The sequence below is a fragment of the Streptomyces sp. Ag109_O5-1 genome (assembly GCF_003814875.1).
Taxonomy (GTDB): Bacteria; Actinomycetota; Actinomycetes; order Streptomycetales; family Streptomycetaceae; genus Streptomyces; species Streptomyces sasae.
The window spans coordinates 9,384,570-9,408,110 of the sequence record NZ_RKQF01000001.1; the positions used below are offsets into that span (position 1 = coordinate 9,384,570).

At 70.0% G+C, this 23,541-nt stretch carries 23 protein-coding genes; 15 read left to right on the plus strand and 8 right to left on the minus strand.

Annotated elements, in window-relative coordinates:
- Positions 1–34: 34 nt before the first annotated feature.
- From EDD90_RS42740 to EDD90_RS42750, 3 genes are all read right to left on the minus strand, one after another.
- Positions 35–739: a L,D-transpeptidase gene (locus EDD90_RS42740; RefSeq protein WP_123978444.1), complete on the minus strand. Its 705-nt coding sequence runs from the start codon at positions 737–739 to the stop codon at positions 35–37.
- Between the two features lie 3 nt (positions 740–742).
- Entirely contained in the window at positions 743–1,330 is a 588-nt protein-coding gene (locus tag EDD90_RS42745) for a pyridoxamine 5'-phosphate oxidase family protein (RefSeq protein ID WP_123978445.1), read from the minus strand.
- 132 nt (positions 1,331–1,462) lie between these two features.
- Complete coding sequence (locus EDD90_RS42750) at positions 1,463–2,332, minus strand: hypothetical protein (protein WP_123978446.1); 870 nt, start codon at positions 2,330–2,332, stop codon at positions 1,463–1,465.
- 188 nt (positions 2,333–2,520) lie between these two features.
- On the opposite strand from EDD90_RS42750, the gene EDD90_RS42755 reads away from it, so the two are divergent.
- The 3 genes from EDD90_RS42755 to EDD90_RS42765 all read left to right on the plus strand — a co-directional run bounded on the left by EDD90_RS42755 (position 2,521) and on the right by EDD90_RS42765 (position 6,989).
- Complete coding sequence (locus EDD90_RS42755) at positions 2,521–3,714, plus strand: argininosuccinate synthase (protein WP_123978447.1); 1,194 nt, start codon at positions 2,521–2,523, stop codon at positions 3,712–3,714.
- A 78-nt stretch (positions 3,715–3,792) separates the two neighbouring features.
- Positions 3,793–5,223 carry an argininosuccinate lyase gene (gene argH, locus EDD90_RS42760; protein ID WP_123978448.1) on the plus strand — a complete coding sequence of 477 codons (1,431 nt, stop codon included), beginning with the start codon at positions 3,793–3,795 and terminating at the stop codon, positions 5,221–5,223.
- 329 nt (positions 5,224–5,552) lie between these two features.
- Positions 5,553–6,989, plus strand: a complete 1,437-nt coding sequence (locus tag EDD90_RS42765; protein ID WP_260328479.1) for a hypothetical protein — start codon at positions 5,553–5,555, stop codon at positions 6,987–6,989.
- Positions 6,990–7,094: 105 nt separating this feature from the next.
- Here EDD90_RS42765 and EDD90_RS42770 read toward each other — a convergent pair whose 3' ends face one another.
- Positions 7,095–7,850 (minus strand): HAD family hydrolase, encoded by a 756-nt coding sequence (locus tag EDD90_RS42770; RefSeq protein WP_260328480.1) that lies wholly within the window; start codon positions 7,848–7,850, stop codon positions 7,095–7,097.
- Positions 7,851–8,027: 177 nt separating this feature from the next.
- Here EDD90_RS42770 and EDD90_RS42775 point away from each other — a divergent pair, with 177 nt between their 5' ends.
- The 3 genes from EDD90_RS42775 (at position 8,028) to EDD90_RS42785 (ending at position 11,156) form a co-directional block, all read left to right on the plus strand.
- On the plus strand, positions 8,028–8,999 hold the full coding sequence (locus EDD90_RS42775) for an aldo/keto reductase (protein WP_123978449.1): 972 nt from the start codon (positions 8,028–8,030) through the stop codon (positions 8,997–8,999).
- An 85-nt stretch (positions 9,000–9,084) separates the two neighbouring features.
- Positions 9,085–9,636, plus strand: a complete 552-nt coding sequence (locus EDD90_RS42780) for a TetR/AcrR family transcriptional regulator (RefSeq protein WP_221305148.1) — start codon at positions 9,085–9,087, stop codon at positions 9,634–9,636.
- Positions 9,633–11,156, plus strand: a complete 1,524-nt coding sequence (locus tag EDD90_RS42785; RefSeq protein WP_123978451.1) for an MFS transporter — start codon at positions 9,633–9,635, stop codon at positions 11,154–11,156. The genes EDD90_RS42780 and EDD90_RS42785 overlap by 4 nt, the downstream gene beginning before the upstream one ends.
- Positions 11,157–11,227: 71 nt before the next feature.
- Here EDD90_RS42785 and EDD90_RS42790 read toward each other — a convergent pair whose 3' ends face one another.
- Both EDD90_RS42790 and EDD90_RS42795 read right to left on the minus strand, forming a co-directional pair.
- Positions 11,228–12,868 carry a multicopper oxidase family protein gene (locus tag EDD90_RS42790; RefSeq protein ID WP_123978452.1) on the minus strand — a complete coding sequence of 547 codons (1,641 nt, stop codon included), beginning with the start codon at positions 12,866–12,868 and terminating at the stop codon, positions 11,228–11,230.
- Positions 12,869–13,059: 191 nt separating this feature from the next.
- Positions 13,060–13,731 (minus strand): 1-acyl-sn-glycerol-3-phosphate acyltransferase, encoded by a 672-nt coding sequence (locus EDD90_RS42795; RefSeq protein WP_123978453.1) that lies wholly within the window; start codon positions 13,729–13,731, stop codon positions 13,060–13,062.
- Positions 13,732–14,053: 322 nt separating this feature from the next.
- Between EDD90_RS42795 and EDD90_RS42800 the strand changes: the two genes are divergently transcribed.
- The 3 genes from EDD90_RS42800 (at position 14,054) to EDD90_RS42810 (ending at position 16,361) form a co-directional block, all read left to right on the plus strand.
- Complete coding sequence (locus tag EDD90_RS42800) at positions 14,054–15,238, plus strand: glycerophosphodiester phosphodiesterase (protein ID WP_123978454.1); 1,185 nt, start codon at positions 14,054–14,056, stop codon at positions 15,236–15,238.
- A gap of 74 nt (positions 15,239–15,312) precedes the next feature.
- Entirely contained in the window at positions 15,313–15,819 is a 507-nt protein-coding gene (locus EDD90_RS42805) for an RNA polymerase sigma factor (RefSeq protein WP_123978455.1), read from the plus strand.
- A 44-nt stretch (positions 15,820–15,863) separates the two neighbouring features.
- Complete coding sequence (locus EDD90_RS42810) at positions 15,864–16,361, plus strand: GNAT family N-acetyltransferase (protein ID WP_123982243.1); 498 nt, start codon at positions 15,864–15,866, stop codon at positions 16,359–16,361.
- Between the two features lie 114 nt (positions 16,362–16,475).
- Here the strand turns inward: EDD90_RS42810 and EDD90_RS42815 are convergent, their stop codons facing one another.
- Both EDD90_RS42815 and EDD90_RS42820 read right to left on the minus strand, forming a co-directional pair.
- A complete protein-coding gene (locus EDD90_RS42815) occupies positions 16,476–16,895 on the minus strand; it encodes a hypothetical protein (RefSeq protein ID WP_123978456.1) in 420 nt (139 codons plus the stop codon).
- A gap of 1 nt (position 16,896) precedes the next feature.
- On the minus strand, positions 16,897–17,256 hold the full coding sequence (locus tag EDD90_RS42820; protein WP_123978457.1) for a hypothetical protein: 360 nt from the start codon (positions 17,254–17,256) through the stop codon (positions 16,897–16,899).
- Between the two features lie 69 nt (positions 17,257–17,325).
- Here EDD90_RS42820 and EDD90_RS42825 point away from each other — a divergent pair, with 69 nt between their 5' ends.
- From EDD90_RS42825 to cbiE, 6 genes are all read left to right on the plus strand, one after another.
- Complete coding sequence (locus tag EDD90_RS42825) at positions 17,326–17,982, plus strand: HAD family hydrolase (RefSeq protein ID WP_123978458.1); 657 nt, start codon at positions 17,326–17,328, stop codon at positions 17,980–17,982.
- Between the two features lie 375 nt (positions 17,983–18,357).
- Complete coding sequence (locus EDD90_RS42830; protein ID WP_185149424.1) at positions 18,358–19,392, plus strand: methionine ABC transporter ATP-binding protein; 1,035 nt, start codon at positions 18,358–18,360, stop codon at positions 19,390–19,392.
- Positions 19,389–20,117, plus strand: coding sequence for a methionine ABC transporter permease (locus tag EDD90_RS42835; RefSeq protein ID WP_123978460.1), 729 nt, complete (start codon positions 19,389–19,391; stop codon positions 20,115–20,117). The genes EDD90_RS42830 and EDD90_RS42835 overlap by 4 nt, the downstream gene beginning before the upstream one ends.
- 76 nt (positions 20,118–20,193) lie before the next feature.
- On the plus strand, positions 20,194–21,030 hold the full coding sequence (locus EDD90_RS42840) for a MetQ/NlpA family ABC transporter substrate-binding protein (protein ID WP_123978461.1): 837 nt from the start codon (positions 20,194–20,196) through the stop codon (positions 21,028–21,030).
- A 168-nt stretch (positions 21,031–21,198) separates the two neighbouring features.
- A complete protein-coding gene (locus EDD90_RS42845; protein WP_185149425.1) occupies positions 21,199–21,837 on the plus strand; it encodes a GNAT family N-acetyltransferase in 639 nt (212 codons plus the stop codon).
- Between the two features lie 106 nt (positions 21,838–21,943).
- Positions 21,944–23,176 carry a precorrin-6y C5,15-methyltransferase (decarboxylating) subunit CbiE gene (gene cbiE / locus EDD90_RS42850; RefSeq protein ID WP_123978463.1) on the plus strand — a complete coding sequence of 411 codons (1,233 nt, stop codon included), beginning with the start codon at positions 21,944–21,946 and terminating at the stop codon, positions 23,174–23,176.
- Positions 23,177–23,541 lie beyond the last annotated feature (365 nt).

A 23,541-nucleotide genomic window follows, 5' to 3' on the forward strand; every position in this document is an offset into this window, starting at 1 on the left:
CACCGAGGGGCGATCCGCGGTGAGGTCCTTGTCCTCAGTACCGAGTGATCGCCGTATCTCCGCTCGCGGTCCCGACGGCGATGTGCGGCGCCGTCTTCGGGTCCGCCCACTGCAGAATCCGCCGCATCGCATCCACCGGCACCGACACACACCCGGCCGTCGCCCCCGCCCCGTTGACATGCAGAAAGATCCCGGCCCCCCGCCCCCGTACCGGCTGCTGGTAGTTGAACCCGATCACCAGCGCGTACGCGTACTGCGTCGTGTACGACGACAACCGCTCCGACTCGGCGGCCCGGCAGTCGCTGGGCAACGGCTCGACCCAACGGTTGTAGGAAGCGGAGTCGTTGTCCTGGCACCACCACGAATTCGCCGTCACCGCCCGGTACTCGACGGAAGTCCCCGCCGGCGCCGCCTGCAGACCGAACCCGAACGGAAGGTCGTACAACCCCGTAGGGGTCGTGTTCGTACCCTGCTGCCGCTTGACCCCCTCGACCAGTCCCTTCGCCCCGAAGCGGGCGTCGGCGGACCCCACCTTCGCCCACGCCCCGTCCCGGCGCTCCCACCAGGTGAGCGTTCCCGACGTCGAGCTCAGCGCGGACGCCTCCGCGGTGATCAGCTGGGTGCCGCCGCCCGTGTCGGCCATCCGAGTGGGCAGCGGGGACGAGTCCCCGTCCCCCGGAGCCGCACCGAGCAGCAGCAGGGACGCGGAGACAAGGGTGACGACGACACGGGGGAGCATGGCTCAGACGCTAGACGGAGGCAGCGGCAACGGCAGCCCGGGTAGGCCGTCCAGGCTCACCGCGATGTGGTCCTTCCGCTCGAAGTACGCGCTCAGCGAGGTGTCGTCCTCGCGTGCGAAGCGCTGTCCGTGCAGCTCGCGGTCGGACTCGTACGCCATGTAGGGGACCGCGTAACCGCAGCTGTCCCGGATGAGTTCGGCGTGTACGACGATGACGGCGCGCAGGCCGTGCTGAGCGGGGTCGATGTCGGGGAAACGGGTGAGGAGTTCCTTGAAGCGCGGGTCGTCGCGGAAGACCGCCTCGCCACGCCCGTGCACCCGAACGATGTTCGGCGGGCCCTGGAACGCGCACCACATCAGGGTGATACGGCCGTTCTCCCGCAGATGCGCGATGGTCTCGGCGTTGGAGCCGGCGAAGTCCAGGTACGCCAGGGTCAGTTCGTCGAGTACGACGAAGGAGCCCTTGAGGCCCTTGGGGGAGAGGTTGACCGTGCCGTCGCCCGCGAGCGGGGCGGTGGCGGTGAAGAACAGGGGCTGTTCCTCGATGAACGTGCGGAGCCTGCCGTCGATGCGCTCGTAGGTCTTTCCCATACCTCGGGATTATCGGCGCACTTACTTCGCATGTCTAAGGATTTGCCCTGCAGGACTTCGCGATCCGGACAGGCTCCACCATGGCCGCCCCGGCCGGCGCTGTACACGGGGCGGCCACAGCTGCCTGTCACGTCACTTGGTGAGCGTGCAGGCGGCCAGGGAGTCGAGGCCGGTCGGCTTGGTCGACGTGCGGCCGATCGCGATGGCGATCCGGTCGATCGTCGACTTCCGCTTGTCGGTCAGCGGGCCGAGGATCGCGTTCTGCACGAAGTTCGGGCCGCCCTGGCCGACCGTGGTCTGGAGCCGCTTGTTGGCCTCGTCGATCTGCGTCTGGAGCAGCGTGAGGTTGCGGGTGACCTCGGCCTGTGCGGAGGCGGGGATCGCCGGCAGCTTGGAGGCGACGTCGGGGCAGGTGATCGTGCCCACCGCGGCGGCGTTCGTGTTCGTGCCGGTGCTGCCGGTCGACTGCTGCTGGGTCGCCGCCGTGGTCGGCGTGGCAGAGGCCGCTGTCGAGCCCGCCGCCGTACCGCTGCCCGTGTTCGTGGCGGTCCCGCCCGCGTTCAGGGTGCACGGTGCCAGCGAGTCCAGGCCGGTCGGCTTGGCGGCCGTACGGCCGATCGCGGTCGCGATCCGGTTGATGGTGGCGATGCGCTTGTCCTTCAGGGGGCCGAGGATCGCGTTGTTCACGAAGTTCGGGCCGCCCTGGCCCACCGTGTCGACCAGCCGCTTGTTGGCCTCCTGGATCTGCGTCTGGAGCAGCGTGAGGTTGCGGGTGACCTCGGCCTGCGCGGTGGCGGGAATCGCCGGCAGCTTGGAGGCGACGTCCGGGCAGGTGATCGTGCCGGGGCTGGAGAGGGTGCGGGCGTTCGTGGTGTCGCTGCTCTTGTCCGGCGTCCCGGCGAGGGCCGAACCGGCGATGACCGCACCGGACAGCGCCACGGCGGCGGCGCCGCCGATGAACGCGACGCGACGCTTGTTGTACTTCGGAAGAGCCCTGGACATACGGATGCCTCACTTGGGTCAGAGGTGGGTTTACAAACGCGGCGCCAGCGTTCAGGCATGGGTACGGGAAAGCGGTTTCGTTTGTTCAAACCTCTTTCGGAATTCGTTCCACGGCCGGGGCGGATTGACGAATCATGCAGAGCTCTGCATACTCATGCATAGCAAGCGGATGTACGTGAGGAGGACCCATGACCGAGCGCGTCGTACTCGCCTACTCGGGCGGACTGGACACCTCCGTCGCCATCGGCTGGATCGCCGAGGAGACGGGCGCCGAGGTCATCGCCGTCGCGGTGGACGTCGGACAGGGCGGCGAGGACCTGGACGTCATCCGCAAGCGTGCCCTCGCCTGCGGCGCGGTCGAGGCCGAGGTCGCCGACGCCAGGGACGAGTTCGCCGAGGAGTACTGCCTCCCGGCGATCAGGGCCAACGCCCTCTACATGGACCGCTACCCGCTGGTCTCGGCGCTCTCCCGGCCGGCGATCGTCAAGCACCTGGTCGCCGCCGCCCGCAAGCACGGCGCCGCCACGGTCGCCCACGGCTGCACCGGCAAGGGCAACGACCAGGTCCGCTTCGAGGCCGGCATCGTCGCCCTCGCCCCCGACCTCACCTGTATCGCCCCGGTCCGCGACTACGCGATGACCCGCGACAAGGCCATCGCCTTCTGCGAGGCGAAGAACCTCCCGATCGCGACCACCAAGAAGTCCCCGTACTCCATCGACCAGAACGTCTTCGGCCGCGCCGTCGAGACCGGCTTCCTCGAAGACATCTGGAACGGCCCGATCGAGGACATCTACGAGTACACGCAGAACCCGGCCACCCCGCGCGAGGCCGACGAGGTGATCATCACCTTCGAGGCGGGCGCCCCGGTCGCGATCGACGGCAGGCCCGTCACCGTCCTCCAGGCGATCCAGGAGCTCAACGAACGCGCCGGCGCCCAGGGCGTCGGCCGGATCGACATGGTCGAGGACCGCCTGGTCGGCATCAAGTCCCGCGAGGTGTACGAGGCCCCGGGCGCGATCGCCCTCATCACGACCCACCAGGAGCTGGAGAACGTCACCGTCGAGCGCGAACTCGCCCGCTACAAGCGCCAGGTGGAGCAGCGCTGGGGCGAACTCGTCTACGACGGCCAGTGGTTCTCCCCGCTCAAGCGCGCCCTGGACGGCTTCGTCAACGAGGCGAACCAGCATGTCACCGGCGACATCCGGATGACCCTGCACGGCGGCCGCGCGGTCGTCACCGGGCGCCGCTCCGCGTCCTCCCTCTACGACTTCAACCTCGCCACGTACGACACCGGCGACACCTTCGACCAGGCCGCGGCGAAGGGCTTCATCGACATCTACAGCCTGTCGTCGAAGATCGCGGCCAAACGCGACCTGCCCTGAGCAGTAGCGTGACGACCGCCTCCCCGTTCATGGCCGGGGAGGCGGTGCCACATCCGTATCTCTTCTAGGAGCAACGCAGTGAGCAGCAACAGCGGTGACGTACGGCTCTGGGGCGGCCGTTTCGCCGACGGTCCCGCCGAGGCCCTGGCGAAACTCTCCGCGTCCGTCCACTTCGACTGGCGGCTCGCGCCCTACGACATCGCCGGTTCGCGTGCCCACGCGCGCGTGCTGCACAAGGCGGGCCTGCTCACCACGGACGAACTCCAGCGCATGATCGCCGGCCTCGACCAGCTCGAAGCCGCTGTCGCCGACGGCTCCTTCGTGGGCACGATCGCCGACGAGGACGTCCACACCGCCCTGGAGCGCGGTCTCCTGGAGCGGCTCGGCCCCGACCTCGGCGGCAAGCTGCGCGCCGGCCGCTCCCGCAACGACCAGGTCGCCACCCTCTTCCGGATGTACCTCCGGGACCACGCCCGCGTGATCGGCGGCCTGATCGCCGACCTCCAGGACGCCCTGATCGGCCTCGCGGAGGCCCACCCGGACGTGGCGATGCCCGGCCGCACCCACCTCCAGCACGCCCAGCCGGTCCTCTTCGCCCACCATGTCCTGGCCCACGTCCAGTCCCTGTCCCGGGACGCGGAACGGCTGCGCCAGTGGGACGACCGCACGGCGGTCTCCCCGTACGGCTCCGGTGCCCTCGCCGGCTCCTCCCTGGGCCTGGACCCGGAGGCGGTGGCGGCGGACCTCGGCTTCGAGCACGGCAGCGTCGGCAACTCCATCGACGGCACGGCCTCCCGTGACTTCGTGGCGGAGTTCGCCTTCATCACCGCGATGATCGGCGTGAACCTCTCCCGGATCGCCGAGGAGATCATCATCTGGAACACGAAGGAGTTCTCCTTCGTGACCCTGCACGACGCGTTCTCCACGGGCTCGTCGATCATGCCCCAGAAGAAGAACCCGGACATCGCGGAGCTGGCGCGCGGCAAGTCCGGCCGCCTGATCGGCAACCTCACCGGCCTCCTGGCCACCCTCAAGGCACTGCCCCTCGCCTACAACCGCGACCTCCAGGAGGACAAGGAGCCGGTCTTCGACTCCTGCGACCAGCTGGAGGTCCTGCTCCCCGCGTTCACCGGCATGATGGCCACCCTCACCGTCAACCGCGAGCGCATGGAGGAACTGGCCCCGGCCGGCTTCTCCCTCGCCACCGACATCGCCGAGTGGCTGGTCAAGCAGGGCGTCCCGTTCCGGGTCGCCCACGAGGTGGCCGGCGAGTGCGTGAAGGCGGCGGAGGCCGAGAACAAGGAACTCGACGAACTGACCGACGACCAGTTCGCGAAGATCAGCGCCCACCTGACCCCCGAGGTCCGGACGGTCCTGAACGTCCCGGGCGCGCTCGCGTCCCGCAACGGCAGGGGCGGCACGGCACCCAGCGCGGTGGCGGTTCAGCTGTCGGAGGTCAAGGCGGACGTGGCGGCACAGCACACCTGGGCGACCGCCAGGACGGCCTGACCTCCAGGCCGACTCAGGGCCTGAGTCAGGCCTGACCCAGCGCAGCCAGAAGGGCCCGGACAACAACATGTCCGGGCCCTTCTGGCTGCCCCCGTCCCCCGACTGGCCGCCGAACCCGCCGCGTTCGGCGGCCCGCTCGTACCGGGCGCGGGCCAGCGGGGACGGCCTGCTCAGCCGTCATCACCGCCGGTCGGAAGGGCTGCCGACCGCTCCTGTTCGAATTGACACCGGGCTACCGGGGCCTCGTACTGAACCAGGAGACACTTTCGATCAAAAGCGTCTCTTCGGTGCACTCCACCACCCCCACCCCACCCCCACATGGAGCCGCCATGACGGTGCAGCCACAGCAAGCGACCATGCCGACGGTCCTGGTGTTCGAGGACGACCCCGGCGGAGACCCTCTGCACATCAACATGCCCGTACCGCATCCCGTCCCCCAACTGGACGCCCAGCCCTTCCCGACGGCCATCGCGGAGACCGCGCCGCAGCCGAACGGCGCCGGGCCCGGCACCGAGCCATTCCGCTACTGGGTGGCGGCCGACTCGCTCAGCCGGGCCGGCCAGACCTGGGGTCCGCTGGTTCCGGCCGGAACGAAGTGGCATCCGAAGGTCGGCCGCGCCCTCACGGCGCACCTCAACGCGGGCGACGACCTGAACGCCTTCTACGACCGTAAAGGCGTGTGGTTCTTCCGCAGCACGGTGGCGGGCGTCAACGTCGCCGCGTGCGAGAGCAACGAGGTCGTCCTGCACGAGACGGGGCACGCGGTCCTCGACGCCCTGCGCCCCCAGCTGTTCAACATGGCGAGCGCGGAGACTGCCGCCCTGCACGAGGCGTTCGGTGACATCAGCGCCCTGCTGGGCTCGCTCCACCTGGAATCGCTGCGGATCGCGGTCCTGGCCGAGACGCACGGCAACCTCGAACTGTCCTCGCGGGTGTCCAGGATGGCCGAGCAGCTGGGCTGGGCGATCCGTCAGGGTGCGCCGAACGCGGTGGACCCGGACTGTCTGCGCAACATGGCGAACAACTTCTTCTACCGCGACCCGGTGCTGCTGCACCCGAACGAGCCCGCGAGCATGCTCTCCAGTGAGCCGCACTCGTTCTCCCGGGTGTTCAGCGGCGCCTTCCTGAAGATCGTCGCGGGGATCTTCCGGCAGCAGGACCTGCAGGACCATGCCGGTCTGGGCAGGGCGGCCGAGATCGCGGGACAGCTGCTGGTGGACGCGGTCGTGGCCGCACCCGTGGTGTCCGCCTACTACGCGCAGGTCGCGGGGCATATGATCGCCGCGGACCAGCGCCGCAACGGCGGCATGTACGGCCAGTCCCTGCGCTCGGCGTTCATCCGGCACGGCATCCTCTCCCTGGAGGCCGCCGCCTCCATCACCGAGCCGGAGGTGGCACGCCGGAACGCCGCAATCGCCGAGGCGACGCCGGGCGGTGGTGATGAGGAGAGCCTGATGCCCATCACGATCCAGGGGGCGATGTACGGCATCACCCAGCCGCTCACCCTCTTCGCCCCGGCGCAGGAGCGACGCTTCGGCATCGCGGGCTCCGACCCCGCCGGCGGTACGGTGCGGCCCTCCGACCCCGAGCGCGTGGCGACGTCGTTCCTCGAGGACCTCTTCCGTCGTGGCCGGGTCCAGGTGCCCGCGGAGCACCGCTCCGCCGCGTCGTTCGCCGACGACAACCCGTCCCGGCTCAAGACGCACGAGATCACGCGGAGCGCGACCGGCGAGGGCCTGGCCCTGATCCGGCGCTGCTTCGACTGAGGAGCCGGTCCGAGTGCTCATGAGGAGTCGGTCCCAGTGGTCTTGAGGAGGAGCCGGCCAGAGTGCTCGGTCTGAGCGTTCGGTCCGAGGGCCGGCTGTGAGCGCTCACCGGGAAAAGCGCAGACGGCGGACGGTGAGCCGTCCGTCGTCCTCGCGCTTGACCACGTGCGTCGTCCTGGGCGTCGGCTCCTCACCCTCGAAGACCGCCTCGCCGCGCGCCAGCAGATCGCTGACGAACTTCTCGGCCTCCGCCTGGACCTCCACCCCTCCCTCCACGGCCACCGCGAAACCGGCGTGCTCGAGCACTTCGGTGCCCCGTTCGGTCGCCATGACGACCACGAGCCGCTGGGAGACGACCCGCACGGGAACGGCCTCGGCCCCGTCCATGGCCGCGGTCAACGCCGCCTGGCCCTGGCCGTCCGGCAACTCGATCCTCGCCCGGAACACGGGACGGTTCTCCATCGCCGCCACGGTGAACACCGGGTGGGGCGCGGTACGCAGCCCCGCCTCGCGTGCGAACGCGCGCTCCTGGGCGTTCTCGCCCACGAAGACACAGCCGTCGGCCGTCGTTCCCCCCGTGCTCGCGACCGCCCGGTCGAAGATCCCGCGACTGTCCTTCGCACCCCAGTGCACAAGGGCCTCGTCCGTGAAACGGCCGGGGAACGCCTGCGCCAGCGCGCCCGCCGCCCGCGCCACGGCACCGTCGTCCGACCCGGGGTTGGAAATGATGCCCTTGCGCACCTCGCGGAGGGCGTCGAGCACGGCGATGACACGCGGCAGGGGCTGGAGTTCCAGCGAGCCGTCAGGGCCCACGTGGGGATGCGCGAGGGTCTCCCCGATGTCGAAGAAGATCACAGACATGAGGAGTGCCTCCCCACGGTGAACGCTTTCGAGTCGGGACCGGCGGAGTGAAAACGCCGTGGGCGTGACGTACGACGACAGCTCCCGGCGCGGGCTGAACCGCGCGGGGCTGGGTAGATTGGTGCGAGATCTCTCTCCAGATCCGAGACCCCCTACGCCGATCGTGCCGGAGCCCCCATGCCGTTCAGCCGCCTGGCCACCGTGACCACGCCCACCGCGCACCTCGGGCTCGGCCTCGCCGCCGTCGGCCGCCCCGGCTACATCAACCTCGGCCGCGAGGAGGACCTCGGGGAGAACCGCAGCGTCGAGGCGCTTCGCACCAGGACCCACGACCTCCTGGACGCCGCCTACGCCCAAGGCGTCCGCTACTTCGACGTCGCGCGTTCCTACGGCCGCTCCGAGGAATTCCTCGCCGACTGGCTGAAGTCCCGACCCGACGTCACCGACGTGGTCATCGGCAGCAAATGGGGCTACACCTACACCGCGGACTGGACCACGGACGCCGAGAAGCACGAGGTCAAGGACCACAGCGTCCGGACGTACGATCGGCAGCGCGCCGAGACCGCCGAACTCCTCGGCGACCGTCTCGACCTCTACCAGATCCACTCGGTGACCCCGGACAGCCCCGCCCTCACCGACAAGGAACTCCACGCCCGCCTCGCCGAAGCGGCGTCCGCCGGCCTCACCGTCGGCTTCTCCACCAGCGGCCCGGCCCAGGCCGACGCGATCCGCGCCGCCCTCGCCGTCACGGTCGACGGCGAGCCCCTCTTCCGTACCGTCCAGTCGACGTACAACGCCCTGGAGACCTCGGCGGGCCCCGCGCTCGACGAGGCGCACGACGCAGGACTGACGGTGATCGTGAAGGAGGGCATGGCCAACGGCCGGCTGGCCGCCCCGCACGCGCCCGACGTCCTCAGGGCCGTCGCCGAGGAGACCGGCCTCGGCTGCGACGCCGTGGCCCTCGCCGTCGTGCTGCGGCGGCCCTGGGCCGGGGTCGTGCTCTCCGGCGCGGCGACGCTCAACCAGCTCGCCTCCAACCTGCACGCGGCCGTGGTCGACCTCGACGAGGAACAGCTGAGCCGGCTCGCCGCTCTGGTCGAGGACCCGCACGCCTACTGGGAGCGCCGCGGCAGCCTGCCCTGGCACTGACGCGCAGCCGGTCGTGACCAGCCCCGTGTGAGTCACGCATGCCCATGGTGAGACAAAGATGTCTCACATGGGCTACTCTTGTCTCATGGCCCTCGATCGTGACCACGTCCTGCGCAGTGCGGCCGCCCTGCTGACCCGCAAGTCCACCGCGACCATGGACGAGGTCGCCAAGGCCGCCGGAATCAGCCGGGCGACCCTGCACCGGCACTTCGCGGGACGGGACGCGCTGGTCCGCGCGCTGGAGGCGCTCGGCATCGAGGAGTGCGAGGCGGCCCTGGACGCGGCCCGCCTGGACGAGGGCCCGGCGGCCGACGCAGTACACCGCCTGGTCCGGGAGATCGAACCGGCCGCCGGGCTGCTCGCGTTCCTCTACACCGAGAACCAGCTGTTCGAGGGCGAGGGGCAGAACCAGGGCTGGGCCCGTATCGACGACCGCATCGCGGGCCTGTTCAGGCGCGGCCAGCGAAGCGGCGAGTTCCGTATCGATCTCACGCCCGCCTGGCTCACCGAGGCGCTGTACGGCCTGCTGGCCTCCGCCGCCTGGGCGGTCTCCGAAGGCCGCGTCGCCCCCAAGGACTTCACCCACATGATCGTCGAGCTGTTGCTCGGCGGCGCACGACGAAGAGAGGAATCATGACCAGCGCCCTGCAGCCGGCGGTTGCGACGGAGACGGAGAAGCGCCCGGGCCGTTGGCTCGCGCTCTGCGTCCTCGTGCTCGCCGTGCTGCTGGTGGCCGTCGACGCGACGGTCCTCGGCCTCGCGACCCCCTACATCAGCGAAGACCTCAGGCCCACCGGCACCCAGCTGCTCTGGATCGGCGACGTCTACTCGTTCGTCATCGCCGGTCTGCTGGTCTCGATGGGCAGCCTCGGTGACCGCATCGGCCGCAAGCGGATCCTGCTCGGCGGCGCCACGGCGTTCGGCGCGATATCCGTCCTGAACGCCTATGCGACGACCCCGGGCATGATGATCGCCGCCCGCGCCCTGCTCGGCGTCGCGGGCGCGACTCTGATGCCCGCCACCCTCGCCCTGATCCGCAACCTCTTCCACGACCCGCGCGAGCGCAGCCTCGCCGTCGGCATCTGGGGCGCCACCGCCTCCGCCGGCACCGCCGTCGGCCCGATCGCGGGCGGCTTCCTGCTCGAACACTTGTGGTGGGGCTCGGTCTTCCTCATCAACCTGCCGGTGATGGCGGTCCTGGTCCTCGTCGGCATCCGGACGCTCCCCGAGTCCCGCAACCCCGACCCCGGCCCCTGGGACCTGGTCAGCGTCGTGCTCTCGCTGGTCGGCATGGTCTCGGTCGTGTACGCGGTGAAGGAGGCCGCGACCCATGGCCTCACCGGAGCGACCGCGGCCGCGGCGCTCCTCGGCACGGCCGCCCTCTACGGCTTCTTCCGCCGCCAACTCACCATGCCCAAGCCGCTGTTGGACATGCGTCTGTTCCGCAGGCGTGGCTTCGGCGGCGCGGTCCTGGCCGACCTGCTGACCGTGCTCGGCATGTCGGGCCTGGTGTTCTTCCTCTCCCAGTTCCTGCAACTGGTCCAGGGCAGGCGCCCGTTCGAGGCGGGCCTGGCCGAACTCCCCGCCGCCGTCGGCGCGGTGGCGGCGGGTCTGGTGGCCGGCCGGGCGGCCCGCCGCTACTCGGTACGCGCGGTGGTCTCCGGCGGACTGGCGGCAGTGGGCGTCGCCCTCGCGGCACTGACCATGATCTCGCAGTCCACCGGCTACCCCATCCTCGGTGCGGCCCTGCTGGTGGTCGGCATCGGCGCGGGCCTCTCCTTCACGGTGACGGCGGACGTCATCCTCTCCAGCGTCCCCAAGGACCAGGCGGGCGCCGCCTCGGCGGTCTCCGAGACGGCCTACGAACTGGGCGCGGCGCTGGGCATCGCCCTGCTGGGCTCGATCGTGATGGGCGTCTACCGCGACTTCGCGGCTCCGACGGGCACCCCGGCCGCCGCCCACGAGTCCCTCGGGGCGGCGGTGGAGGCAGCGAAGACCATGCCCGCACAGCCGGCGGCGGAGATGCTGACAGCGGCCCGCGACTCCTTCACCCACGGCCTGCACCTGGCATCGGGCGCAGGCGCCGCGGTCCTCCTGGCAACGGCGGTGGCGGCCTGGTTCCTACTGAGAAATCAACGGCTGGAAAGCGCCCCGTAAGGGGCGCGGGGAACTGCGCGACCAGCCCCCCACGCACCAGCACTCGAAATCCGACCGGTCCACCCCGAATCTCACTTCTGGTAACCGAGCACCGTCATCATCCCGCTCTCCGAGTGGTACTGGTTGTGACAGTGCAGCATCCACAACCCCGGGTTGTCGGCGTCGAAGTCGAGGACCAGCTTGCGGTGCGGCAGCACGATCGTCGTGTCCTTGCGCGCCCCCGCCGAGCTGATCCCGGTGACCGCGAACGTGTGCCCGTGCAGATGCATCGGATGCCACATGTCCGTCGCGTTGACGAGCGTCAGCCGCACCCGCTCACCGGCGCGCACGGCATGCCGCTGCCGCACGTCGTACACCTTGTGGTCGAAGCCCCAGTCGTACCTCTGCATCGAGCCCGTGATCCTGATGAGCAGGTCACGGTCGGGCACCCGGTCGTCCATGGCGACGGACTCGGCCGGCAACAGCCGCCGCGCCGGCACGCACTCGCGGTCCAGTTCGGCAGGGCGGACGTCCGGTGAGGGAAGGTTCCTCCCCTTGTCGGTGCGGAGGACCGCAAGCGCCTTGCCCGGCTTGCCCTCGGCGAGCGCGACGAAGGGGAAGACGCCGTCCTTGGCGGTGACGAGGACGTCGTACCGCTCGGCCATGCCGATGAGGAGCGCGTCGGTCTTCGTGTGCTGCACGGGGTAGCCGTCGGTGTGGGTGATGGTCATGGCGTGGCCGCCGAGCGCGACCCGGAAGGCCGTCTCGGAGCCCGCGTTGATGATCCGGATCCGGACCCGGTCGCCGGGGCGGCATTGGAAGACGGAGGGGTCGGTGCGCACGCGCCCGTTGGCCAGGTAGTGCGGGTAGGCGACGTTGCCGCCCTCGCCGTGGAGCATGCTGCTGTGGGAGTTGCGCAGCATCCGGTCGGGACCCGTCGCCGACTTGGACCCGGACTTGGACTTGGCCTTGGACGGCGACGGGGACGCGTGCGCCGATCCGTGCGGGCTCGGACTGTCGCGGCCGGGGCCCATGCCCATCCCCATGTGGGCGCCCGGCTTGAGCTGGGCGAGCACCTGGTCGGGCGTGGAGCCGCCGATGCCGTCGACCCAGTCGTCCAGGACGACGATCCACTCCTTGTCGTAGGCGAGGGGCTCGCGCGGATCGTCGACGATGAACGGCGCGTACAGGGCACGGTCGGGCTGCATGCCGACGTGCGAGTGGAACAGGTACGTGCCGGGGTGGGCGGCCACGAAGCGGTAGATGAAGTCGGTCTTGGGCTCGATGGAGGGCTGCGTCAGGTCCGGAGCGCCGTCCATGTCGTTGCGCAGGCGCACCCCGTGGGCGTGCATCGTGGTCTTCTCGGGCAGCTGGTTGCTGAGGGTCAGGCTGAGGACGTCACCGGCGGTGACACGCACCAGCGGGCCCGGGAGCGACTCGTTGTACGCCCAGCTGCGGACGGAACGCCCGCCCAGGTCCAGCGTGCTCTCGGCGGCCGTCAACTTGACCATGCGGACAGGCCCCGACCCGCGCTTCCGCTCGGCCGCGAGCACCTCTGGGTCCGACGGGTTGACGTACCCCTTGGGACCCTGTGGGACGAACGCTCCGGTGCCGGCCGTGTGCTGCGGTCCGGAGCGGGGGTCGGGGCCGGAGTCGGAACATGACGCCAGGAGCCCCGCGCCTACGGCAGCGAACGGAGCACGGAGCAGGGTACGCCGAGAAGGTTTCTGCATGTCTGAATAAGACATGCTGTGTGCTCATATGCCCGGTAAATGCGAAGGAATAACCGAAGTGTCGGGCCAGATTCCACCACCAGGCGGACGGCAGGCGGATGCCGGACGGATATCAGGCGGATGGCAGACAGAAGGGCACGGACCAACGGTCCGTGCCCTTGCGCCGAAAGAGTGCCGGACGGCCCCCGCCGTCAGGCGGCCTTCGCCTTCGTGGCGTACATGTCCACGTACTCCTGCCCGGACAGCCGCATGACCTCGGCCATCACCGAGTCCGTCACGGCCCGCAGCACATAGCGGTCCCGGTCCATCCCCTCGTACCGCGAGAACTCCATCGCCTCGCCGAACCGGACGGTGACCCGGCCGGGCCGAGGGATGCCCGCGCCGCCCGGCTGCAGCTTGTCCGTGCCGATCATCGCGAACGGCACCACCGGCGCGCCGGTCATCAGCGTCAGCCGGGCGATACCGGTACGGCCCCGGTACAGCCGGCCGTCGGGGGAGCGGGTGCCCTCCGGGTAGATCCCGAAGATCCGGCCCTCGTCCAGGACCCGCTTGCCGGTCATCAGCGCGGCGACACCGCCGCTCGCGCCGTCCCGGTCCACCGGGATCATGCCGACGCCGGTGAAGAACCAGGCCATGAGCCGGCCCTTGAAGCCCTTGCCGGTGACGTACTCGTCCTTGCCGATGAAGAACACCTGACGCTTGCTGACCAGCGGCAGGATCATCGAGTCGATGAAGGTCAGGTGGTTGCCCGCGAGGATGACCGGGCCGTCCCCCGGGATGTGCTCCACGCCCTCCACCTGGGGGCGGAACATCAGGCGCATGATCGGTCCGAGCACTGCCTTGATGAGCGCGAAGCGGGACAACGGGTCCTCCGATGTCGAGGGGCGATATGAGTCTGTGCAGGTGAGGACATTACTCGCGGCTCGGCGGGAAACGCACATCGGGTACGGCCGGTTCACCGAGGTCTTACGTACTGTTGACGCTGGTTTACCTGCGGTGGCGTCCCGGAGACGGGTCGTGACGAGCTTGCAACGAGTGTGACGGAAGTCGCCGACGGACCGTCATCATTCGCCGTCCATCAGCCATACGACGTCATCCGGCCGTTGGGTCGGCGGTCTCCCATCGGTCACATCCGGACCCCTACCATCAGCCGGCATCGAAGGGCGAAGGTCAGGAGAGGCGCTCATGGACACCAACGACTCGAACGAGCGGACGCACGCGAACGGCACGACCGGACGGCGCGCGCTGCTGGGCGCCGCGGTCCTCGGCGCCGGCGGCGCGGTCCTCGGACTGCCCGGCGCCGCCAGAGCGGCCGAGGCGAAGCAGGCCGGCTACGGCAACGGCGGCCTGAAGAGCCTGCCGAAGCCGGCGATCATCGGCCACCGGGGCGCCAGCGGCTACCGTCCGGAGCACACCTTCGGCTCCTACAACCTGGCCCTCGACCTGGGCGCCGACATCGTCGAGGCCGGCGACCTGGTCCCCACCAAGGACGGCCATCTGGTCTGCCGCCACGAGCCGGAGATCGGCGGCACCACGAACGTCGCCGACCACCCCGAGTTCGCCGACCGCAAGACCACCAAGACGCTGGACGGCGTCCCCACCACCGGCTGGTTCACCGAGGACTTCACGCTCGCCGAGCTGAAGACGCTGCGTGCGATCGAGCGCATCCCGGCCAACCGTCCGCACAACACGCTCTACAACGGCCGCTGGGAGATCCCCACCTTCGAGGAAGTCCTCAAGTGGCAGGACGAGCAGACCCGCAAGCGCGGCAAGCAGGTCTGGATTTACCCCGAGACCAAGCACCCCACCTACTTCCGCCGGCTCGGCCTCGGTCTGGAGGAGCGGGTCGCCAAGCTGCTGCGAAAGTACGGCAAGGACAAGCGGAACTCGCCGGTCATCCTGCAGTCCTTCGAGCCGAGCAGCATCCAGCGCCTGAACACGCTGGTCGACAACCCGCTGGTGGTCCTGCTCTCCGGCCTGACGACCCAGCCCTACGACTTCGTCGCGACCGGTGACCCGCGCACCGTCGCCGACCTGATCACGCCCAAGGGCCTCCGGGAGATAGCCGGCTACGCGCAGGGCATCGGCCCGACCCTGGACCTGATCATCCCGAAGGACGCGAACGGCAACTTCACCACGCCGAGCACGCTGGTCGCGGACGCGCACAAGGTGGGGCTGATCCTGCACCCCTACACCATGCGCAACGAGAACCCCTTCCTGCCGCCGGCCTTCCGCAAGGGCACCGGCGTGGACGCCTACGGCGACCCCTTCAGCGTCTTCAAGACGTACTTCGCCACCGGCATCGACGGTGTCTTCTCGGACAACGCCGACACCGCCGTCCTGGCCCGCGCCGACTTCGTCAACGGCTGAGCCCCCGCACCCCGTTCGGGGTGTCTCCCGGCCGCCCCGGCAACCTGACCCGGGGCGGCCGCGTCGTTCCGCATATGACGCACGACCTGGTCACCGCCCTGGGCCCGCTGCTCGCCGCCGAGGCCTCGGCCGAGGCGCACGCCTCCGGAGGCGACCCCGGCGACCTGGAACAGACGGTCTGGCTCCGCCTCCTGGAGCGCTTGGAGACCCATGGCCCACCACGCGCCCCCGCGGACTGGCTGCGCCGGGCCGTCCGCGCCGAGTCCCGCCGTGCCCGCCGCAGGGCCCGCCGTGAACGCCCGTACGACACCGACCCCGCGGATCACACCACCCCCACCCCCGAACAAGTCGCCCTGGCCACCGCCCACCGGCGCGCCCTGCGCGACACGGTCGCCCGCCTCCCCGGCCGCTGCCCCCGTCTCCTCCGGGCCCTGCTCTCCACGAACGACCTGACCTACCGGGAGATCGCGCGGGAGTTGGGTATCTCACAGGGCAGTCTGGGACCGGAACGTTCCAGATGTCTGGGATGTCTTCGCCGATTGTTGACGCCGGAGGTTGCGGCCCGCGAAGTGCGGGGATAGGAGTGAGAACTACAGGCGATCAGGTGAGCGGGAGGCGTGCGCACATGGGCATGAGCGTGACCATCTCGGTGGCGACCGAGCAGGATGCAGAGCAGATCTTCAGGCTCCAGTACCTGTGCTTCCAGCGCGAGGCGGCGCTGTACGGCAACTACCGCATCGACCCGCTCATGCAGAGCCTCGACTCGGTCCGCCAGGAGGTCGTCTCCGACTGCGTCTTCGTGGCCCGCCTCGGCGAGGAGGTCGTCGGCTCGGTCCGCGGCTCGGTCACCGAGGACGGCGCCGCCGCCATCGGCAAACTCTGCGTCCACCCCCGCCTCCAGGGCCACGGCATCGGCGCACGCCTGCTGCGCGCGGCCGAGGGGGCGTTGGAGGAGGAACGGGGCGCCAAGAAGTTCCGCCTCTTCACCGGCCACCGCAGCGAGGGCAACCTGAGGCTGTACCGCCGCGTCGGCTACGAGACGGTAGGCACGTCGAAGGGCGCGGACGGCGTACCGATGATCGTCCTGGAAAAGCCGGCCAGCACATACGCAACAACGGCCTGACTGTTCGGCGCCCCGAACTGAAGCGCCCCTTCAGGGGCGCTGGGGGTACCCCCGGCCGAAGGCTGGGGGAGGAACTGCGCGACCAGCCACAACGCACCGCCAGTCGCACGTTCCTCAGGCCGCGGCCCCTTTCGCGCCCTTCCGCAACCAGTACAAGGCGGAAAGCGGCAGCAGCACAGGGATGAACACGTACCCCATCCCGTAGTCCGACCACACGGTGGCGTCCGGGAACGCAGAAGGCTCGACAAGGGTCCACGTACCCACGATCAACACCCCCGCAAGCTCGGCGGCGCAGCACACCTGCGCCACCTTGCGTGCCGTCTCGCCGCCCCTCACCAACGTGTACGTGATGAACCCGTACACCACCCCCGCGACCGCGGACAGCGAGTACGCGAGCGGCGCCCGGTCGAACTCCGTCGCGATCTGGTAAGCAGATCGCGACACCGCCCCGACGACCATCACGCCGTAGAACCAGACGAGCAGCGTTCCGGGCCCGCTGGTGAGCCGCTTCGGCTTCTCTTCCACGGCCGTCATCTCAGCCTCCCCAGATGTCATAGAGCCGCACCTCCAGCACGGCCAGCACCACACCGCCCGCGGCGACCGTCACCGATCCCCACCGCGTCCGCTCGGCGAGCGACATGAACCCCGCGGCCGGGACGCACGCGAACGCGCCCAGCAGATAGGCGACGAAGATCGTCGTCCCCTGATCCGGCTTCTCGCCCCGCGCCAGCAGCACGATCCCGGCGACCAGCTGGACCAACGCCAGCACCGACACCACGGCCATCCCGATGAAGTGCCAGTCCTTCGTCGGCTGGTCCCGGTACGCGGCCCACCCGCACCACGCGGCGAGCAACAGCGCGGCGACTCCCGTCACCAGCAGCAGGGCATTGAGCATGCGGTGACCTTATTACGGCCGAAACGGCCCGATGCCGCCGCCCCTGCCGTACACCGTAGGGTCTAGACCATGACGTTCCAGACGATCCACGCACAAGCCCTGCTCTTCGACAACGACGGCACCCTGGTCTCCTCCCTCGACTCCGTGGACCGCTGCTGGGCCCGCTGGGCGGTGGAGTACGGCGTCACCGAGGAGTTCACCCGAGTCGAACTGCACGGGCGGCCCGCCGCGGACATCGTCGCCGACCTGCTCCCCGCGGCCCGCGTCGCCGAGGCCGTCGCCCGCGTCGAACAACTGGAAGTGGACGACGTCCCCAACGACGGCGTCCAACTGCTCCCCGGCACCGCGGCCTTCCTCGACTCCCTCCCCGCCGACCGCTGGGCCGTCGTCACCTCCGCCACCCGCCGCCTGGCCGAGGCCCGCCTGGAAGCGGTCGGGATCCGGCCGAAGACGCTGGTCTGCGCCGACGACATCACCCGCGGCAAGCCGGACCCCGAGCCCTACCTCCTCGCCGCCCGGCAGCTGGGCGTCGACCCGGCGCACTGCGTGGTCTTCGAGGACGCCCCCGCCGGACTCCAGGCGGGCCGCGCGGCCGGCATGACCACCGTGGCGTTGGCCACAACCCACCAGGCGCACGAGCTGGACGCGGACCTCGTGGTGAAGGACCTCTCGGCCTTGTCCGCGCTGGTCACCGACCGCGGCGTCGAGATATCGCCCCGCGGCTGAAAGGTGTCCGCCGCTGTCCAGGATGCGGACAGCGGCGGTCTGTCAGGACCGTAGGTCTGGTTTACTGATCGCATGACCACGACGAGCGACCGCACCCCTGCGACCGAGGCGACCATGACGCCCGGTGCTCGTTGTATGTGTCGAATGTGCGCCTTCTAGAGGGCCCCCGCACCACCCCAGAGCTCGCGCCCCGAAGCGAGACAGGTGGCATGTCCGTACGACGCCACGACGCGTGTATGTGACACGAGCCGCCCCCGCGCACATGTTCTCCCCGGTTCCAGCGCCACCGCGAGAACCGTGCCGCGTCCCTGAACGAACGCATCCGTGCGCCCGGGCACACTCACGCCCGCGCACTCGACAGTGACGGAAACCCACGTGATCACCACCACGGGCCTCACCAAGGTCTACCGCTCGCGCGGCCGCGAGGTCACCGCGCTCGACGGCGTCGATCTGCACGTCCGGGAAGGCGAGGTGTACGGCGTCATCGGCCAGTCCGGCGCCGGCAAGTCCTCGCTCATCCGCTGCGTCAACCTGCTGGAGCGCCCCACCGCCGGCACCGTGACGGTCGACGGACGGGACCTCACCGCCCTCGCCGGGCGCGGATCCCGGGCCGGCAAGGAGCTGCGGCAGGCGCGCAGCCGGATCGGCATGGTCTTCCAGCACTTCAACCTGCTGTCCACCCGGACCGTCCAGGACAACGTCGAGCTGCCGCTCGAAATCCTCGGCACCTCCGGCAAGGAGCGTTCCCGCAAGGCGCTCGAACTGCTCGACCTCGTCGGGCTCGCCGACAAGGCGAAGGCGTACCCGGCCCAGCTCTCCGGCGGCCAGAAGCAGCGTGTCGGCATCGCCCGCGCCCTCGCCGGCGACCCCAAGGTGCTGCTCTCCGACGAGGCCACCAGCGCCCTCGACCCGGAGACCACCCGCTCCATCCTCCAGCTGCTGCGCGACCTGAACCGCCAGCTGGGCCTCACCGTCCTGCTCATCACGCACGAGATGGACGTCGTGAAGACGATCTGCGACTCCGCCGCGCTGATGGAGCAGGGCCGCATCGTCGAGTCCGGAACCGTCAGCGAGCTGCTCGCGACGCCGGGCTCCGAGCTGGCCGCCGCGCTCTTCCCGGTCGGCGGTGAGGCCTCCGGCGACGACCGCACGGTCCTCGACGTCACCTTCCACGGCGAGGCCGCCACCCAGCCGGTCATCTCCCAGCTCTCCCGCACTTACAACATCGACATATCGATCCTCGGCGCCGCCATCGACACCGTCGGCGGCCTCCAGATCGGCCGGATGCGCATCGAACTGCCCGGCCGCTACGAGGACAACGTGGTGCCCATCGGCTTCCTGCGCGAACAGGGCCTGCAGATCGACGTGCTGGGCCAGGAGCCCGTGCTGGCGAAGGAAGGTGCCAAGTGAGCTGGTCCGAGATGCAGCCGCTGCTGTCCCAGGCGTGTTGGGACACGCTCTACATGGTCGGCTGGTCCACGGTGATCGCGGTCGTCGGCGGACTCCCGCTCGGAATCCTCCTCGTCCTCACCGACCGGGGCGGACTGCTCCAGAACGTGCTGGCCAACAAGGTCATCGGGCAGATCGTGAACGTCGCCCGCTCGATGCCGTTCATCATCCTGATGGTCGCGCTGATGAACTTCACCCGCTGGATCACCGGGACGACCATCGGCCGCGAGGCCGCCATCGTGCCCCTCGCCATCGGCGCCATCCCGTTCTTCGCGCGCCTGGTCGAGACGGCCGTCCGCGAAGTGGACGGCGGGCTGGTCGAGGCCGTCCAGTCGATGGGCGGCAACACCTGGACCGTCGTACGCAAGGTCCTCGTACCCGAGTCGCTGCCCTCGCTCATCGCCTCCACCACGACCACGATCGTCGCGCTCATCGGCTACTCCGCGATGGCCGGCACGGTCGGTGCCGGCGGCCTCGGCGACATCGCCATCCGCTACGGCTACCAGCGCTTCGAGACCGAGCTGATGTGGATCACCGTCGCGATCCTCGCCGTCGTCATCTCGGTCATCCAGTTCGCCGGCGACTACGCGGCCCGCTCCCTGCACCGCCGCGGCGGCCGGTCCGGACCGGCACCGAGGCTGCGTCTGCTGAAGGCCTCGACGGCCACCACCGGCGAGACCGTCTGAGCCTCCCCGGCACCCCACAGGTTTCCCCGCACCACCCTTCGCGGGGTCGCTCCACCCTTAAGGAAAGGCACTTTTCGTGCGTAACACCGCCAAGCTCACCACCGCCGTCCTCGCCGCCGGAGCCCTCACCTTCGGGCTCACCGCCTGCGGCTCGGACAAGGACTCCGCCTCCGGCTCCTCCGACTACAGCGGACCGCTGGTCGTCGCCGCGAGCCCGACCCCGCACGCCGAGATCCTCGACTTCGTGAAGAAGAACCTGGCGAAGAAGGCCGGACTCGACCTCGAGGTCAAGGAGTTCACCGACTACATCACGCCCAACACGGCGACCGAGGACGGCTCGGTGGACGCCAACTACTTCCAGAACAAGCCGTACCTCGACGACTTCAACAAGAAGCGCGGCACCCACATCGTGCCCGTCGTCACGGTGCACCTGGAGCCGCTCGGCCTCTACTCCCACAAGGTCAAGAGCGCCGACACGCTGAAGAGCGGTGCGACCATCGCTGTCCCGAACGACTCCGTGAACGAGGCGCGCGCCCTCAAGCTGCTCGCCGCCAACGGACTCATCACCCTCAAGGACGGCGCCGGCAGCGAGGCGACCCCGCAGGACATCGCCAAGAACCCGAAGAACCTCCAGTTCAAGGAGGTCGAGGCGGCCCAGACCGCGCGCTCCCTGGACGACGTGGACGCCGCGGTGATCAACGGCAACTACGCCATCTCGGCCGGCATCAAGCCCGCCAAGGACGCCCTCGTCCTGGAGTCCGCGAAGAACAGCCCCTACGGCAACTTCCTCGCGGTGAAGAAGGGCAACGAGAAGGACCCGCGGGTCAAGAAGCTCGCGAAGCTCCTCACCTCGCCCGAGGTGAAGAAGTTCATCGAGGACAAGTACCAGGGCTCGGTCATCCCGTCCTTCTGACGGCACCCAGGGCGGCACGTATACGGCGTATCGCCACGCACGGGGTCCACTCGCTCACCGCGGGTGGGCCCCGTCGTGCGGTTGAGTGGTTTCATGCTGCATGCTGGGCAGTTCGCGGGTCCTCGAGGTCTGGGCCCGGAAGGATTTCCGAAGGTTACGGAGCGGCGCATGACTAGCACCTTCCCCAACATCTCCATCAGCACGGAGCGGTTGGTGCTGCGTCCCCTCGACGAGGACGACGTGCCCGCCCTGACCGAGATGATGAACGACGAGCAGGTCGGGGCCTGGACGTCGGTGCCGCAGCCGTACACCGAGAACGACGCCCGCGCCTGGATCACCGAGATGGCGCCCGCCGAGCGCGCCGAGGGCCGTGGCATCGTCTTCGCCGTCACCGAGTTCCTCACCCAGCGTCTCGTCGGCATGGTGCATCTGCAGAACACCGACTGGCGCGTCCGGGCCAGCGAGATCGCGTACGTCATCGCCCCCTGGGCCCGAGGCGAGGGCTACGCCACCGAGGCGGCCCTCGCCATCGCACAGTGGCTGTTCCACGACCAGAAGTTCGAGCGGCTGGAACTGCGCACCGCCGCCGACAACACCGCCTCCCAGCAGGTGGCCCAGAAGATCGGCTGTATCAGCGAGGGCGTGCTCCGCAACGCCTGGATAGCCCGCGCCCGGACGGAGAACGGCGGGTGGGCCGACGTGCGCACCGACGTCATCGTCTGGAGCCTGCTGCCGGAGGACCTCGCCGGGGTCAGCGAACAACTGGCCGACACCGGTGGTTTCACGTCCTTCAACGACTGGAACTGACATCTCGGGGCCTGCCGGGGGAACGACCGCCGCCACGACGACGGAACCTTCCACCAGGTAGCCTCACGGAGCCCGACCTGCGTAAACCCTCTGGAGACCGACGACTATGGCCGACCGCGTCACAGTGATCGGCTGGGACGGCTCGCCGCTGACAGCCGCGGCACGCTCCGCCCTGGGCGCCGCCACACTGGTGGCCGGCGCGGCCCACCACCTGGCACTGCCCGAAGTGCCGCCGCGGGCCGAACGCATCCGCCTCGGCAGCGTCTCCCTCGCCGCCCGCCGGATCACCGGCCACCGCGGCACCGCCGTGGTGCTCGCCGACGGCGATCCCGGCTTCTTCGGTGTCGTACGGACCCTGCGCGCGCCCGAGTTCGGCCTGGAGGTCGAGGTCGTCCCCGCCGTCTCCTCCGTCGCCGCCGCCTTCGCCCGCGCCGGAATGCCCTGGGACGACGCACAGGTGGTCGTCGCACACCGGCGCACCCTGCGACGCGCGGTGAATGTATGCCGGGCCCACACCAAGGTCGCCGTCCTCACCTCACCCGGCGCCGGTCCCGCCGAACTCGGGCTGCTCATGGAGGGCGTCCACCGCACCTTCGTCATCTGCGAGGAACTCGGCACCGATCGCGAGCAGGTCTCCGTCGTCACCTCCGACAAGGCCCCCGACCACACCTGGCGCGACCCCAACGTCGTCATCGTTATCGGCGGACCCGCCGGACCGGTGGCGGCCGGCGAGGGCGGCGGCTGGATCGCCGGCCGGGACCCCGCGGCCGGACCGCGCGGCTGGGTGCAGCCCGACGCGGAGTACGGCGAGGGAGCCGTGCTCGGCGAAGGGGAGCGGGACCTGCTCCGGTCCGCCCAACTCGCCCGCCTCGGGCCCCGGGTGGGGGACCTCGTCTGGGACATCGGCTGCGGCAGCGGCGCGTTCGCCACCGAGGCCGCACGCGCCGGGGCTGCCGTCATCGCCGTCGACCGGGACCTCGCGGCCTGTGTCCGCAGCGAGTCGGCCGCCCGCAGGTTCGGGGTCCAGGTCCAGATCGTGCACGGCAGCGCGCCTCATGTACTGGAGAACCTGCCCGAGCCGGATGTCGTCCGGGTCGGCGGCGGGGGAGCGGCCGTCGTCACCGCGGTGGCCGACCGCCGGCCGCAGCGCATCGTGACACACGCCGCCACCCGGGACGCCGCCGAGCTCGTCGGCCGCGACCTGACCGAGCACGGATACCTGGTCGAGTGCGCCCTGCTCCAGTCCGTCGAACTCGACACCAGGGCCTGGACGGAGACCGAGCGGAACGTGGTCTTCCTGCTCAGCGGGACATTGCCGCAGCGCGAAGCGCCTCGTTGAGGGGTGCCGGCCGGGCGACGGGCGGGCCTGCCCGAGCGTGCCCCGTGATCCGGTTGTCATACTTCGCGCGGTAGGCTGGCCGATCGCTGCACTGCACCGGTGGCCCGGAAATTCGTTCGTCAATGTCCGGAAAACGCGCCCCTTTTGGGGCGGGTGTGGTACGGCAGAAACCGGGGACAGGCGCAACGTGGCGCAGTCCACAGCGGGCTGTCGCGGATCACGCTGTCGCGACGGTCGAACGGCCGGGACAATGCCACTGAATGGCTTTGTCGCCTTTTCCGGCGGGTCGTTCGTGCCGCTGGGCACGCACGCTCGTTCTTCACTGTGGGGCGGTCGGTGCGCCGCCCCGGGTGAGCTGGTCGTAG